The sequence below is a fragment of the Pseudoalteromonas sp. AOP31-A2-14 genome, assembly GCF_052378035.1.
GTDB lineage: Bacteria > Pseudomonadota > Gammaproteobacteria > Enterobacterales > Alteromonadaceae > Pseudoalteromonas.
Genome location: NZ_JBQSXI010000001.1, coordinates 3,246,638 through 3,261,322, shown reverse-complemented (window position 1 = coordinate 3,261,322; position 14,685 = coordinate 3,246,638). Strand labels below are relative to the sequence as shown.

Below are 14,685 nucleotides of genomic sequence, written 5' to 3'. Positions count from 1 at the left end.
AATTAACCTTAAAGGATTAACTTATGAGAAATATTATTGTTTTTGTAGTCTCATCTATTATGTTGCTTACTGCTATCACAGCAAATGCAGGAGGTGTGGTATGCGCTGACTTTGGTAGCCAAGCGGAAGCCGAATGCTTTGAGTAACGCAAAAAAAGCAGGATATACGCGCTTAGACCGCGATAAAGATGGTATTGCATGTGAGGCGTTGCGTTAGGGTGAGGTTACTACTAGCACTTTGTTGCCTAACATGAAGTCAAGTTCGTATGGTAACCCTCCCAACCATAAGACACCTAGTAAATAGAATTAAGCTGCCTGATTGAGTTTTTGTATCGGCGTAAAACCACCGTTACCCATGTTTGGGCGCTCGTTATTATAGTGATATAACCAAGTCTCTGCTTGCTGACGGACTTGATCAAGATTATCAAACAACTCCTGATTTAACCAATCATAACGCATTGTCCTGTTAAAGCGCTCTACATAAGCATTTTGCTGTGGATTGCCAGGCTCAATATAACTAATAGTGATACCTTGCTGCTCAGCCCAGTCTTTAAGCGCATTACTAATATATTCAGGGCCATTGTCGCATCTGATTTGGACAGGTTTACCTCGGTATTCAATGAGCTGGTTCAAACTACGTATCACCCTCCCAGCCGGTAGTGAGAAGTCAACCTCGACCGTTAAGGCTTCACGGTTATAGTCATCAATCACATTAAACAGTCTAAAGCCACGCCCATCTGTTAAGCCGTCGTGCATAAAGTCCATGCTCCAGCTGTGGTTGATCTGGTCAGGTACTGCCAGTGGAACGGGTTTAGCACGTTTAATGCGACGTTTAGGCTTGATTCTAAGGTTTAATTCAAGCTCACAGTAGATACGATATACACGCTTATGATTGTATGGCAGTCCCATGACATTACGCAGGGTTAAAAAGCATAAGCCAAAGCCCCAGTTCTTATTCTCATCAGTTAGTTTGATAAGTAAGTCTGCTATTTGCTTATTCTCATCCGTTGCCACGGACTTGTGATAGTAGCAGGTCACACTGATATTAAAGATACGACAAGCGCGGCGTATGCTAATGCTACGCGCTTCAATATAGTGACAAGCGAGCTGTCTGCGCCTTTGTGGCGCTACCACTTTTTTGTCATGGCGTCCTGTAGTATGTCTGATTTAAGACATTCGTCAGCGTACCTCTTCTTTAATCGGGCGTTTTCAGTCTCAAGTGCTTTGAGGCGTGAGATAAGCGTGGCGTCCATGCCGCCATACTTCGAGCGCCAATTGTAGAAGGTGCTTTGGCTAATATTGTGTTCTCGGCAGAGCTCGGTGATAGGAACGCCTTGTTCTGCTTGCTTTAAGATGTTGACGATTTGGTTGTCGCTAAAACGGGTCTTTTTCATAGGATTCTCCTGCTGGTTTATTCTAGCAGTTATTCTCTATTTTTGAGTGTTCTTTTTTATTGGGAGGATTACCGTTTATTTTTATGAAACTGAGCATTATCCATGACAATCACGCATTTAGTCTTGAGACTTGGAATAAGCGTGAACTTGCACCAGTCATAAAATATATTGCTGTTGATATTCTGTTCAAAGTAATCAAGCGCAAACAGCATCTTTTCATACAGAGCACCGATGACGTTGGTTCGCTTTTTACCTTGCCAGTTGTAGCTATCGATACAGGGTTTACCAATTGGTGCATAGCCATGAGAGCGAATAGTCTCGTGCTCAAAGCCGCTTTCATCCATATAGACGATGGGATAGCCTTGTTGTATAAAGTTATTAAGCTTACTTAGATATATCGCTCTTTTTACTGGACATGCTTTTGGATGTTCCAAAGTCTTTTTTTTGACTGATGCCAAGACGCTTTAGAGCATGATAAATGCCTGTTTTACTACAGTTTAGACGACGTGCTCGCTCATACTGGTAATCATCAGGATGTTCTTTGACATCATTAAGTAGCACGTCATCTGGTATTTTATACGGTTTAGTTTGTCTGGTTGTTTTACTATGAATACGTCTCTTCCAATTCTGTATCGTGGTTGGACTCAGATTGTAAAACTCAGCCACCTCGGCAAAGGTCATACTGATCTGAACCAATAGTTTTGGACACCTCATTAAGTGAGTAAACTAACTCATAGAGGTGAAACATGACAACTAAGACCAAACGTAAATCCTATTCAGAAGAATTCAAAGAAGAAGCACTAAAGCTGGCGAGTAAAGTAGGTTTTGCTCAAGCTGCCAGAGAATTAAGTGTCGCAGAGTCCCAGCTTTACTATTGGCGAACTGCTGCTCTGAAAAAGGCATCTACATCAGATAGAGAAAGTACGTTAGCTACCGAGAATGCTCGTTTGAAACGCCAACTAGCGGTGCAAGCAGAGGAGCTAGACATATTAAAAAAAGCCGCCACCTACTTCGCGAAAAATCAAAAATAACACGATTTGAATTTATGCAAAGCTACCGAAGCACATTCAGCGTTATCAGAATGGCTAAGGTACTTTGTGTATCGCCAAGTGGGTTTTATGCATGGATAAAATCATGTGAGCACGTGTGTAAGCGCAAACAACAACAGCAAATGTTAGATACTCAGGTCAAAGCCGTATTTGTTGACAGTAAAGAGCGAGACGGTGCGAGACGTATCCAAGTCGAGCTGGCGGAGCAAGGGAATAAACATGATGTAAAAACCATCAACAGAAGCATGGGACGTCAGGGTTTAGTAGCTAAAGCAGCTCGTAAATTCAAGTCGACCACCGACAGTAAACACAATTTACCTGTGGCCCCTAATTTACTTGAGCAGAACTTTACCGCCGATAAGCCCAACCAAAAATGGGCAGGTGATATCACGTATCTAATGACCAGCGAAGGATGGCTTTACCTCGCTGTGATTATCGACCTGTACTCGCGCTCAGTGATTGGTTGGTCAATGAGTACACGCATGACATCATCTTTGGTGTGTGACGCCCTGCAAATGGCTATCTGGCGCCGAGGTAGACCTAAAGATGTCATTGTACATAGTGATAGAGGCAGCCAATATGCTTCCCATGCTTATCGTGATTTATTAAGCGAACATCATTTAATGCAAAGTATGAGTCGTAAAGGCAACTGCTGGGATAATGCGTGTGTGGAAAGCTTCTTCCATTCACTCAAGGTCGAAGCCATCCAATATGAGCCTATTATGAACCGAGAAACCATGAGGCAGCATGTATTTGAATATATAGAAATTGATTACAACAAAAAGAGAAGGCATAGTGCGTTAGGCTATTTAAGCCCCGAGAAATTTGAACAACTAAATGTCGCTTAACGAAGTGTCCACTAATGATGGTTCAGATCACTTACTTTTCGAGGCCGTTTTTTCTACATAATTTTTTGTTCTATCCAGTAGTATTATCATACTTATATTATATTAGTACCAGGGCAAGATCATACTTAACTTGATTATTACTTCGAATCTGTGATCAAATCGCCTTTTTCTCAAAGGCGATTAACATGTCATTCATCAACCATTTCAACGACATTCAAGATACTCGTTCACACATCAACAAAAAACATGAATTGCTGGATGTTATATTCCTTACAGTCACTGCGATTATTTCAGGTGCTGAAGGGTGGAAGGATATTAAGCAATTCGGTGACAGTAAACTGACTTGGTTACGTAAGTTTCGTTCATTTGAAAATGGTATTCCTGTCGATGATACGATTGCTCGTATCATTAGCTCACTGGCCCCTGAAGCTTTATTAGCTTGTTTTGTTTCTTGGGTTAATGAGCTTAGAGATGCGAATAATCAAAGCGTCATTGCCTTTGACGGTAAAACACTTCGCCATTCTTATGATGGTGATAAAAAAACAGCTATTCACAGTGTTTCAGCTTATGCAGTTGAACAGGGCCTAGTACTAGCACAATGCAAATCCAAAAGTAAGAAGAATGAAGTATCAACAGTGATGGCACTTATTGAATTACTTGAGCTTAAAGGCAATATCATCACAGCAGACGCGATGCATTGTTTAAAGAAAGTGACGAAAGCCGTCAGCAAGAAAGACGGAGACTATTTGCTGCAAGTGAAGAATAACCAAGGAAAATTGAACAAAGAAATTCAAGCCTACTATCACAAAGTCAGACGAGAGCAGCCATCACTCATCCAGCAAAATAGCCATGAAACAGTAAATGATGGGCATGGTCGAATAGAGCAGCGCACGTACACTCAACTGTTGGTGACAGATTGGCTTGAGCAGCGCCACGGTTGGGTCAATTTCAACTCCATAGTCGAGGTAGTACGACAGCGTTATGTTGGCGATAGTCATACAATGGAAACGAGTTATTACATCAGCTCGCTAGGGATAAACCCAGAGCAAGTAGCCAAGTCTATTCGCCAGCATTGGGGAATAGAAAACTCAGCACACTGGGTATTAGATATGACATTTAAAGAAGACGATTCACGTATTCGTCGAGGTGATGCCCCCGAGAATATGGCGACCTTCAGACGATTTGCGATGAACTTAGCGAAATTAAGCGCGATAAAAGACAGTATGAAAGGTAAGTTGAAACAGGCTGCTTGGTCAGATGAGGTAAGAGAGCAGCTTATTTTAGGATAAATAACGCTCAAGTATGATTTTGCCCTGATATTAGTACCTAGTCAGGGTTTTAGCTTTAGACTCAAGCTATATATTTTGGTATCCAATAGTCTTGCTTTTTATAAGTTAAAATATTCATTTCGTCGCCTCCATGTTTTATAGTTATGGTTGCTAATGTCTTAAGACTAATTTGAGTATTGTGAAAATACGCCATACCAAGCTGCAACCATATTAACTGATCTTTGTCCGATAATGGCTTAGACTGATTATTGAGCGCCATCAGTTGCCTTTCGATCTCACTTCGATTGGCTTTTAAAACCGCATCTCTAGAGGGTTTTACACAAACTAAGCTTGACCCACATTTTTTATTCAAAAACATCACGAAACCATAAAGCGCATTACGTTGACCTTGCTTAATCAACAAATACCCGTCTATTTGTTCCTGATTTGGCGTATTTGAGCCTTCAAGTCTAAATTGAGTACATAGGTCTATTGCAGGCTGCAAGGCCAACCTGACTGATTTAAGCGATGTTTTGCCATTGAGTAGTTTCTGCTCTAAGTATGTATGGTATTCACTGATGCAGCGAGGTGCATCACCATCAAGTTTAGCCAAAAGACTAACAATACGCTCCTCCTCTACAATCTGATTTTTAATCTTAGGGTCTACTACAACTTGCTTGGTCTTGATCAGCCATCGTAGTGCTGTTAGATACTTACGCAGACCATTAGGCTTAAACTCATTCACCAATGATTCATAATCGGGTATCACGCCCCATAACCCATCACAGCGAACAAAGAAATCGATATAGTTATGATGTTTAAGCGCAGCAGTCTTGCTATCAAGCTCAGCCTCAAACCATATTGTGAAAGCAGTGTAAGCTTGTCTCATCACACCATCAGTCAAAAGATAAGTATTAATCTCGGCCTCATGCTTGAGTCTCTGTGACCAATAACAACTATCACATTTTTTACCCATACCAGCAGGCATAAGCTTATGGCAACTCTTGCAGGGTATCTCACCGAACTCATGGCATTTGCGACACATAACACCTGTATCAGTAGTGACAAGCTCTCTATATTTGTGACAAAGAGGACAAGTTTCTCTAAAATGACTTTGGTAGCAGCTTACGCATACCCCATGATCATGAGACAACTTTGAATAGCTACAAACCCCTCTTTCAAACTTACCGCACTCAAAACACTGTTTTTTGGTCTTAAAATAGCCCTGATAACAGGTTTGGCACACCCGCCCGTATTCCGTATTGGCTCCATCCTTAACCGCCTCGCCACCACAACGAGTGCAAGGCTGATTCATACGGCAAGCGCGACAGACGGCAAAAGCCTCTTTTTTGTGCAGACGATTTATCTCGCCGCACTGACTGCAAGGCTTTCTGATAAACCATATCCGATAACAATTCGCGCAGTAAGTATCGTTTTTATAGCGTCTTTTTATTTCAACATCTTTATTACCGCAGGAGTCGCATCGATGCTTAGCTTTTTTTATGTTTATCATAATTCTCCCTCATCTGCATCTTTCGCTTGAGTCTATTCCATGACGCCATCACAACTTCAGGTGAGGCAGGCTTTATATCTTCTGACTGCACCTCATACCGCCGTGTAGGTACTCTATGGAGTTGATCATATACATCACTAAAAGCTTTAGGGGTAATTGTACTTTTCGACCACTGAAAGCTATTTTGGGTGATATCAAGATCTAAGCAGACCTTGATCCAATTATCAGTATCTACCTGTAGTAAGTGATAGGCGCATTCAAGTAGTACTGTTCTCTCATCAACTGGTAGGTAGTCAAACCTAAGCGCTGTTTTAGGTAGGGATAGTGTAGTAGTATCAATTCCTAATGCAGCGATAAGCTTGCCAAACATATAGTTAGGGTTTTTCAGTCCTCGTCTAATCAGATTAATTAAAAATAACAGGTACTCAAACCACTGACACATGCTAACCACTTGCCCTAAAACAATGCCTTGCTTGCTAAAAAAGGCCTGATCCGCAAGCTTCTGAAACTCATAAAGAGTTTCGCTTGGCTTAATACCTGATATAGCTTGATCCAACTTATCATAACAGGCATGACAGCGATTGATAAACTGCTGCTCTGGGCTTAAAAGCTGGGGTTGGTAGGGCTGATTACAGTGTCCACAGTCTACTTGTAGAAATGTCTTATGCTTAGCGCAGCAGACAGACCATGTGAAGCGCCACTGCAATTTAAGGTAAGCCTCCTTATCGTCCTCCATGCAATCAGGGCAATAAGGATAGCCTAGTCTCGAATAGCGGTTGCGTTTTGATAAAGGTGCTGTCCATTGTAAGGGTGTTTTTTTATCTAATACAACGGATGTGTCCTTTGAGAAATCAATGAGTATCTGATCATCAAAAGTATCGACGTTATGACCTGTTAGCACCGCTATATCAGAAATTATTTGCTCGTCAAAATGATTAAAGCCTTTATCAGCGTCATACGTCCATATCCGATACTGGGGCCAATAATAGTAAGTAAAGGTCAAAGGACTACAGCCATGCTTAAGCGCGGCGCGTACCAACCATGACGTTAAGCTCTCACCATATAAAAAAGGTGTGGCAAAAGTTAGTGGTTTTACCCAATAATTTTGCGTAGCCCCTTGGTTGGTTTTAAACATGACTTACCCCTAATGTTCTCAACGGTAATTTCTTCTTCACCTGATTCAATAGCGCTAATAGCACAATCATTAATTAAGCGCTTAACATCACCAAGGTTGCCTGTGCTAATGCTGTATATTAGATTGACTTTTTCAGTCTCAATAAGTTTAGAGGGCCTTTTAAGCGGTAAAATCTTCTCAAAACTACCAACCAGACGTTTAAACTCTTTATCGTTGCGCCACAAAGACAGTTCAGCTACATCGAAGCGACTGGCGTGTTGCGGATCAGTATGTAGAATGCGAATAGCGTCTTTAGTGCCACATAGCACGATAGGCATGAGTAGCTCGTTGCATAAGAATTTAATGACATTCATGATGGCTCGTTGCTGTCTAGCAGTACCCGTGAGCATTGAGTGGACTTCATCGATAATGAGCATTTTGACGTTGGTGTGTCTAAAGGCGTTAACAACTTGGTATCTCAATTTACTAGCAGCATCGGTGGGTCTGTATGGTAACTGAAACGCTTCAATAATAGAGATATACAAATCCTTCTCACTGGCAGTTGGAGGTGCTTGTATTTTGATCAGAGGAATGATTAATTCCTCATCAGCCGTATAGTTATCTCCAAACTTGTCATAAAAACGGTTTATGATTGTGGTTTTGCCATTATTGGAATCACCAATAAGTAGCAAGTTTGGCATACGATGCTGCTTTACATGATTCATCAGCCCCTGCATAACATCAATAATCTCATTAGCAGTGCTGTAACCTACCCATCTTGGAGAATAGATAAATTCGATCCTCTGTTTATCGGGTAGATGAGCGATATGCCTAAACTTCTCATGAATGTGGGTATATAGAGATTCGCTCATCAGTCAATATCCTCAAAGTATAGGTCGTCATCGTTGTCATCAGACTCATCAAGGTTTACGCTTTTACTTAAAACCCTAGTTGATTCGGGCAAATCATTTAATACAACTACCTCTTCACTCTCGTCTGTTTTCAACTGCTCATACATTACCTGCGATTTAATGTGGGCTTTTTTACGCTGCTCACTTCTACGCATTTTTTTTGTTGCACTTTTAGACTCATCAACTAGGGTTTGCATGTCTTGTAATGCTTGGTATATCAGCGCCTCGTTAACGGTTCCTGACTCCTGCTTAACTTGTTTATAAATACTCTTATATTCCCAAAGGCTAATAGGTGGCAGAACTTGATTTGCCAGCGGCACAGGAAAGTATTGTAGTAACTCAGGGTCATAAAACCATATTCGAGTAATATCCCTCGGATCTTGTCTAAAGATAAATTTAGTCTTATTACCATTATCGTCCGTATGATTAATGAAGTTGTTTAAACAAGCATCGTAATACTGCAAGCCATCTATTGTTGCGCCATTTCTTTGAATGGTACGATCAATACTAGGCATAAAATCTAGTACCAGTGTATGAGGGTCTGATGGAATGGATGGCAACCCAACACCACTCTCAAAGCCATCACCATATATACCGATACGCCATTGTTCTTTAGGGCTGCGATCAATACTTGAATGTATGCTTTCGTGATAATCCATTGTGACATAGGTAAGAAACCACGTTTCAAACTCATGCAAGGTCAAACTGGCATGCTTTTCAGAGTTGTATTCGTCTTTTTCTTTGATATTAGAGAATGTAGTGCCCGGCAATTCATGAACACGCTTCATCATAGTGCCAATCAATCGCTCAATATGACCACCGTACTCAGGTCTTGCTACTGGTCTAAATTCAAGATTAATACCATGAAAGGCGCAAGATTTTTGCAAGCTTTGCGCTCTAAAATCCGATCCATTATCAACATGAATTTTCTTTGGCACACCAAAGACATTCCATTTCACATCGGATAATCCAAACTCAAGCAACAACTCATCTTTTGGTAAAATACTTCGTGAGATGCACATGCTCACTGAGGTAACAGAGGGTGCATCTAATGATATGTAGTAGCCTGTGACCATGCGACTATAAACATCAATAGCCACTGTAATGAATGGCCTACCAATAGGCTTTCTATGCTTGTCATCAACCAATATTAAATCTACTGGTGTATGGTCTATCTGAATAACACTAAGAGGGTATTTGGCATCAGGAAATTGCCCTGCTTTAGGGGTAAATTTTTGTTTAGCACGCTTTCTTTGACCACGACCGCGCAATAAGTCTTTTTCTTTAATCTCGCTGATACGGTTACGGATGGTATTCTTACTAGGTTTATCGATCCCCTCTAAGTGACAACGCCTAAAGATCTCTCTGATAGTAGCCTGTACATTAGGTCTTTGAACCGTAAGGTAGAAGTCATTAATGACATCGCCAATGATGTTTTCTATATTGTCATCTAGACGTTTAGCCCCTTTTCTCCACCCTCTTTTTTGGTCAATTAAAGAGCCGATTGATCCTGTTGATTGATAAGAATCAACCCATCGTCTAAGAGTACGAGTGGAAACACCTACTTCCTCGGCTCTTCTTATATAGCCTTGCTCACCTCGATAGTGATCCTCACCATACCAGTCGTCTTCCAAAATGAGTGGGGTAATAGCTAGGTACTTCTTTTGAGCTTCTTGCCACTCATCATCACCAATGTCATTAAGGTCAATGACAAACGAAGTATTTGCACCATCAGTTACATTATCAAAGTCATGGATGGATAAAACCTGATTGCTCAGTGTTTTTAAGTTTTTAAACACCGCCTGATTTAAGTCATCAAGGTATTCGATAAGCTGATATTCATCGTCATCGCTTTTATTACGATAAATGCCACCAAGCACCATTTGAATATGATCACGACTATATGGACTACTGGTATCGAAATGAGTGCTCATTCTTAACCCTATTGGTTTGGTTACTACTTCATTATTCAACATGCCAGACCTCCATTTGCAGATCTCGAACGTCGCTCCAAACATCAAACCCGATTTGCTTATTTGCCATTAAGTGCCAAACTAGTGCATGTCCATCAGGCCGATAAAGTGCTGATTTGAAGTATCTCGCCAAGATGTAGTCAACAGTGGTAATACCACGTTGCTCGATATCAGCAAGTATTACTTCAATCTCTTCCTTACTTACGCTTAAGGACTCATAAGCCCTCAGAAAGTTGATATTTTCAAGAGCCTCATGTCTAATCCTATCCTCATCGAATATGATGAACCTAACACCTTTTTCTTTGCAGTATCGCTTAGCTGCTTTCCACTTATCAGACCAGTCCCGCCAGTTTAGTTTCCACTCACTTTTTGGCTTAACCTCTGCAATAAAAGACTTACCTAATTTGGCATCTAGTTCCACATAGTAGTCAGGCGTGTAATGATAGGTTCTACCATTTTTAGTAAAAGGTATTTTCACAGGCTGAGGGGTTATGTTCTTAACGTCCTCTCGAAAAGCATGATAGATGATAAAATCTCTTTCTAAAGTCGATTCGTAAGCAAGTGGCTTTTTCTTGTAAGAAATGACACCTGAAACACTGCGTCTAGTCGGTTTTATCTTACGAGTTTGATGTTTGAACATTATGACACCTATTTCTGGTAATTTGTAAGTTTATGACAGCTATTACTGGTAATATATGACATTTATTCTAGGTAGCAATATGCTTCAGGCTAAAAAAAATGCTCTAATTATGACAGCTATTGTTGGAATTGACAGTTCGTCAAATCCTAAACCTGGGGAGATTTCACTAGCGCATAATGGCGTATTATTTCTTGATGAATTGCCTGAGTTTGAACGTAAGGTGCTTGATTCATTACGTGAGCCGATGGAAACCGGCACCGTGACTATTTCAAGAGCCGCACGGCAAATGGAGTTTCCAGCGCAATTTCAATTGATTGCTGCATTAAACCCAAGCCCAACGGGGTGTCATAATGATAAACGCGCAAGCCCAGAGCAAGTTATGCGTTATTTATCACGGGTGTCAGGGCCATTTATTGACCGCATTGATTTACAAATAGAGCTACCGCGCTTAAGTAGTTCGCAATTACAAAGTACCGAACAAGAAGAAAGTAGTGCCGTTGTACGGGCGCGAGTAGAGGCGGCCTATAAGCTACAACTAGAGCGCCAAGGTAAAGTGAACGCGCGGCTTAATAATAAAGAAATGGCATTACACTGCCCACTTGCAAGGCCACAACTGCAATTTTTAGCTAAAGCCAGTGAGAAGTTAGCGCTATCGCCGCGTTCGTATCATCGGGTAATTAAAGTTGCACGTACTATTAGTGATTTAAAAGCCGGCCAAAGTATAAGCCTTGACGATATTAAAGAAGCTTTAAATTACCGCGCTTTTGAGCGTTTAATGACACAGTTAACACGGTATTAAGCTTAAACCGATAGCATGTAGCCTTTACTGCGTACGGTAACGATGCGCTTTTGATCTTTTTCATCATTGAGCTTTTTGCGTAAACGACCAATTAATACATCAACGGTACGATCAGTTGGGCTCCAATCGGGTTGGCCGATATCTTCTGATATTTTTTCTCGTGGAGTGGCTTTGCCTGCATTTGCAATTAAACAAATAAGTACTTTATGCTCTGCTTCAGTAAGGCGAGACTCAATGCCATTTGGGATAATAAGCGTCCGGTTATCTGGATGCAGCTTAAAGTCGGCATATTCAATAAATTCTTTGCTTTCGTCCTGATTGTTATTCCTTATAAGGCGCTTGTGCAGGGCGCGCATCCGTAATTCTAGTTCGAGTAAGTCAACAGGTTTGCATATATAATCATCAGCACCTTGGGCAAGTCCGGCAATGCGGTCGGCTTGTGAGTCACGGCTAGAGAGCATGATCACCCCAATATCCGTTAAGGTATTAAGCTCTTTAGCCAAATGTAGGCCGTCACGCTTAGGTAAAACAATATCAACAATGGCTAGGGTTATCGCGTCATTGCTATTTGCACGCAACTGTACCATGGCAAGGGCCTCTGCACCTGTTGCGTCGTTTTCAATAGTGAATTCAGTCTCTGCAAAGTGATTGAGTATGCGTTTAACGAGTAGCTTGTCATCCTCAACCAATAAAACATGAATAGTCATAGTATCTTAATTATCTTAAATGATAGCCGCATGTTAGCACTCATTGATAAAAAGGGCATTTTGCCGTTTTAGCTAAGTTTGCAATATACCCAAAGCTGAGTGGTTTAATTAGGCGCTATAGAGCTATAGTGCCTAATTGAAAACTGCACTTAATTAGGGTAAAGGTATTCCCACCACTGTGGCTCATCTTTTAAATTTTTATCAAAATAAGCAAGCATAGTGCTCCACCAATCAAAGCGCTTATCACGGGAAAAAATTTGATGATTAGCCCCTTTGTATTCAATTAAATCAACGTCTTTGTCTAATAGTTTAAGTGCGGTATACATATTATGGCTTTCGCCTACTGGCACGTTGGTGTCAGCATCGCCGTGTAAAAGTAATAGTGGTGTGGTTACTTTGTCTGCATGAAATACAGGGCTGCGCTGGCTATAAAGTTCGTTATTATTCCATGGGAAACTATTTTTAGAAGCTTCGCCTGAATATAAATAGCCCCACCAACCTTGGCCCCAATAGGAGGTAATATTTGAAATACCAGCATGAGCAATTGAAGCGCTAAACATATTGGTTTTTGTAGCAAGTAACATAGTTATAAAGCCGCCGTATGAAGCGCCCAAATTTCCTAAACGGTTTTTATCAATAAATGAATACTGTGCAAGCAATGCTTGTGTGCCTTGCATAATATCATCTACAGTATATTGCCCCCAGGCATTAACATGCTTAGCTGAAAACTCTTGACCAAAACCCGTTGCGCCGGTGGGCTGCACTACATATACCACATAGCCATTGGCTGCCCATAAGTTAAATGGGTAGCGTCCGGTAAAACTGCGTGATACAGGTGATGTACCACCGTAGTAATACACTAACGCTGGGTATTTTTTACTTTTATCTAAATCATTAGGTAAATAAACCCGGCCAGTTATTTCAGCACCTTGTTGATTGATAAAGTTAAACTCTTCAAGCGTTGGAATATCTGTATTGGCGTAACTAAGAGGTTTTGAATCCCATACTGTATTAACGCGATTACTATTAAGGTTCAGGCGTTGTAATTTTTGTGGGGCTGAGGCCGAAGTACCTGTTATCAATAAAGAAGGGTTACGGTTTGCTGATACACTAAATTTCTCAACCACATCAAGGTGTGTTTTTATTTTTGTAAAATGGTTTTTACTGCGATCAAATAAATAGAGCTGTTGGGTATCTTGCTCGGTCACTTTTACAAGTGCATCGCCATTTGTGAGTACTTCTACTTGCCCAATTGAAGGATCGAACTGTTTACTGAGCGCTTTAGCTTGCTCGCCTTGGTGGTTAACTAAATAAAGCTGACCATCATAATTATTAGCGAGCATGTTATCTGGCAAGTTTCGGCCTAAGCCTTCTTTAAAGTCAGGACCTGCAACAATATAAATATCATCATCTGAATATTTGGCTTGGTTAAAGTTTTTATATTGGCCTATAGTAGTTGTTTTGTTGGTGGCAATCGTTAACTCAAGTAATTCGGTAGTCGGATGAGTGCTGGCTTGCATAGCTTGTACGTTTCTGCTTAGTAATACGGTACCTTTATCACTATTAAAGTCTTCAATGCTATGGCTTAGTGGTCCTTGCGTGAGCGGTTTGATAAAACCACTGTTGTTATCAAGTAAATAAACTTGGTAAGTCGTGCGTGCATACGACCAGCGGTCTTGTAAGCCTTTATAGTGTTTAGTTAATGAGTCATTAGATTCTGGTGATTTTGACCAGCTAAAAATCAAGCTACTATTATTATAAAACTCAAAGCCACTGGCTCTCGTTAGCTCTTCAGCAAGTGTATTCAGCGTTAGGTTTTTGCGGTTAAGCTGCTTAAGTTTGCCGTCTAGCATGTACACTAAGCTTTTATTGTCAGGGCTCCAGGTTATATTGCTTGGTTGGCCTGACTCAAAACGATAAATCACTTTGTCATCATCATTTTTTAGCTCGGTAATATACTGTGCTTGATTAGCTGTACTATCACCATAATGACGTGTTGTAACGATGTACTGTTTTGCATCAGGTGCTTGCGAGAACATATTAATCGTAGCGGCATCAAATAATTGTTTAGCCGACAGCCTATTTTTAGGTTCTTTACTAATATTTAAGTTCTGGTGTTTAGTATTAGCAACATAATCAAGCTCGACGTTGTGCCAGTTAGCGACTTGCTCGGCAATAATAAGTATTTGGTGTTGACCAGTAGTTAGAGTAAGTTTGTAATCATTATTATTATCGGATTTTTGCTTAACGCCATTAATAAAAAGCTCAGCCTTATCAATGCCTTTTAAAGTTAAGTTGCCTTGGCTAAAACGCGAGGCTGTTGCGGTAAACTTTAGCGCTTGAATACCACCTAAAGTTAATGCTTGCACCTTGTGTAAACTTTGCCATTGATGATTTTTTCCAAAAATAGATAATTCACTCTGTACAGACTGTAATGCCACGGCAAGATCATTATAAATTGAACTTATAG

At 40.7% G+C, this 14,685-nt stretch carries 15 protein-coding genes; 5 read left to right on the top strand and 10 right to left on the bottom strand.

Going from position 1 to position 14,685, the window contains the following annotated elements:
- The first annotated feature begins 23 nt into the window (after nucleotides 1–23).
- Together ACT3S9_RS15085 and ACT3S9_RS15080 are read left to right on the top strand one after the other, a co-directional pair.
- A complete protein-coding gene (locus ACT3S9_RS15085; RefSeq protein ID WP_263972656.1) occupies nucleotides 24–146 on the top strand; it encodes a hypothetical protein in 123 nt (40 codons plus the stop codon).
- Nucleotides 94–216, top strand: coding sequence for an excalibur calcium-binding domain-containing protein (locus tag ACT3S9_RS15080; RefSeq protein WP_227680057.1), 123 nt, complete (start codon nucleotides 94–96; stop codon nucleotides 214–216). The genes ACT3S9_RS15085 and ACT3S9_RS15080 overlap by 53 nt, the downstream gene beginning before the upstream one ends.
- 89 nt (nucleotides 217–305) lie before the next feature.
- Here ACT3S9_RS15080 and ACT3S9_RS15075 read toward each other — a convergent pair.
- From ACT3S9_RS15075 to ACT3S9_RS15065, 3 genes are all read right to left on the bottom strand, one after another.
- A protein-coding gene (locus ACT3S9_RS15075; protein WP_192518618.1) for an IS3 family transposase occupies nucleotides 306–1,393 on the bottom strand; the annotation gives its coding sequence in 2 pieces (ribosomal slippage) (nucleotides 306–1,141 and nucleotides 1,141–1,393; 1,089 coding nt in all).
- A gap of 68 nt (nucleotides 1,394–1,461) precedes the next feature.
- On the bottom strand, nucleotides 1,462–1,851 hold the full coding sequence (locus ACT3S9_RS15070) for a transposase (RefSeq protein ID WP_444673385.1): 390 nt from the start codon (nucleotides 1,849–1,851) through the stop codon (nucleotides 1,462–1,464).
- Complete coding sequence (locus ACT3S9_RS15065) at nucleotides 1,778–2,074, bottom strand: IS630 transposase-related protein (protein ID WP_320157761.1); 297 nt, start codon at nucleotides 2,072–2,074, stop codon at nucleotides 1,778–1,780. The genes ACT3S9_RS15070 and ACT3S9_RS15065 overlap by 74 nt, the downstream gene beginning before the upstream one ends.
- Nucleotides 2,075–2,139: 65 nt before the next feature.
- On the opposite strand from ACT3S9_RS15065, the gene ACT3S9_RS15060 reads away from it, so the two are divergent.
- Nucleotides 2,140–3,290, top strand: a protein-coding gene (locus ACT3S9_RS15060) for an IS3 family transposase (protein WP_086957897.1) whose coding sequence is annotated in 2 segments (ribosomal slippage) — nucleotides 2,140–2,395 and nucleotides 2,395–3,290 — 1,152 coding nt in all. Because the reading frame shifts where the segments join, the coding sequence is not laid out codon by codon here.
- 185 nt (nucleotides 3,291–3,475) lie between these two features.
- Entirely contained in the window at nucleotides 3,476–4,579 is a 1,104-nt protein-coding gene (locus tag ACT3S9_RS15055) for an ISAs1 family transposase (RefSeq protein ID WP_096793603.1), read from the top strand.
- A 61-nt stretch (nucleotides 4,580–4,640) separates the two neighbouring features.
- Here the strand turns inward: ACT3S9_RS15055 and ACT3S9_RS15050 are convergent, their stop codons facing one another.
- From ACT3S9_RS15050 to ACT3S9_RS15030, 5 genes are read right to left on the bottom strand one after another with little or no spacing between them, the layout of a single operon-like run.
- Nucleotides 4,641–6,071: a hypothetical protein gene (locus tag ACT3S9_RS15050; protein ID WP_192518610.1), complete on the bottom strand. Its 1,431-nt coding sequence runs from the start codon at nucleotides 6,069–6,071 to the stop codon at nucleotides 4,641–4,643.
- Nucleotides 6,049–7,206: a TniQ family protein gene (locus ACT3S9_RS15045; protein ID WP_192518609.1), complete on the bottom strand. Its 1,158-nt coding sequence runs from the start codon at nucleotides 7,204–7,206 to the stop codon at nucleotides 6,049–6,051. The genes ACT3S9_RS15050 and ACT3S9_RS15045 overlap by 23 nt, the downstream gene beginning before the upstream one ends.
- The gene (locus tag ACT3S9_RS15040; RefSeq protein ID WP_192518608.1) at nucleotides 7,164–8,057 is read right to left on the bottom strand and encodes a TniB family NTP-binding protein; all 894 of its coding nucleotides are present in this window, start codon (nucleotides 8,055–8,057) and stop codon (nucleotides 7,164–7,166) included. The genes ACT3S9_RS15045 and ACT3S9_RS15040 overlap by 43 nt, the downstream gene beginning before the upstream one ends.
- Nucleotides 8,057–10,030, bottom strand: a complete 1,974-nt coding sequence (locus ACT3S9_RS15035) for a Mu transposase C-terminal domain-containing protein (protein ID WP_444751023.1) — start codon at nucleotides 10,028–10,030, stop codon at nucleotides 8,057–8,059. Before ACT3S9_RS15035 ends, ACT3S9_RS15040 begins: the two co-directional genes overlap by 1 nt.
- Before the next feature lie 31 nt (nucleotides 10,031–10,061).
- Entirely contained in the window at nucleotides 10,062–10,709 is a 648-nt protein-coding gene (locus ACT3S9_RS15030) for a TnsA endonuclease N-terminal domain-containing protein (protein WP_192518606.1), read from the bottom strand.
- 55 nt (nucleotides 10,710–10,764) lie between these two features.
- Between ACT3S9_RS15030 and ACT3S9_RS15025 the strand changes: the two genes are divergently transcribed.
- The gene (locus ACT3S9_RS15025; RefSeq protein WP_444751022.1) at nucleotides 10,765–11,508 is read left to right on the top strand and encodes an ATP-binding protein; all 744 of its coding nucleotides are present in this window, start codon (nucleotides 10,765–10,767) and stop codon (nucleotides 11,506–11,508) included.
- Between the two features lie 2 nt (nucleotides 11,509–11,510).
- On the opposite strand, the gene ACT3S9_RS15020 is transcribed toward ACT3S9_RS15025, so the two are convergent.
- Nucleotides 11,511–12,215: a response regulator transcription factor gene (locus tag ACT3S9_RS15020; RefSeq protein WP_444751021.1), complete on the bottom strand. Its 705-nt coding sequence runs from the start codon at nucleotides 12,213–12,215 to the stop codon at nucleotides 11,511–11,513.
- A gap of 149 nt (nucleotides 12,216–12,364) precedes the next feature.
- Complete coding sequence (locus ACT3S9_RS15015) at nucleotides 12,365–14,656, bottom strand: alpha/beta hydrolase family protein (protein ID WP_444751020.1); 2,292 nt, start codon at nucleotides 14,654–14,656, stop codon at nucleotides 12,365–12,367.
- Nucleotides 14,657–14,685 lie beyond the last annotated feature (29 nt).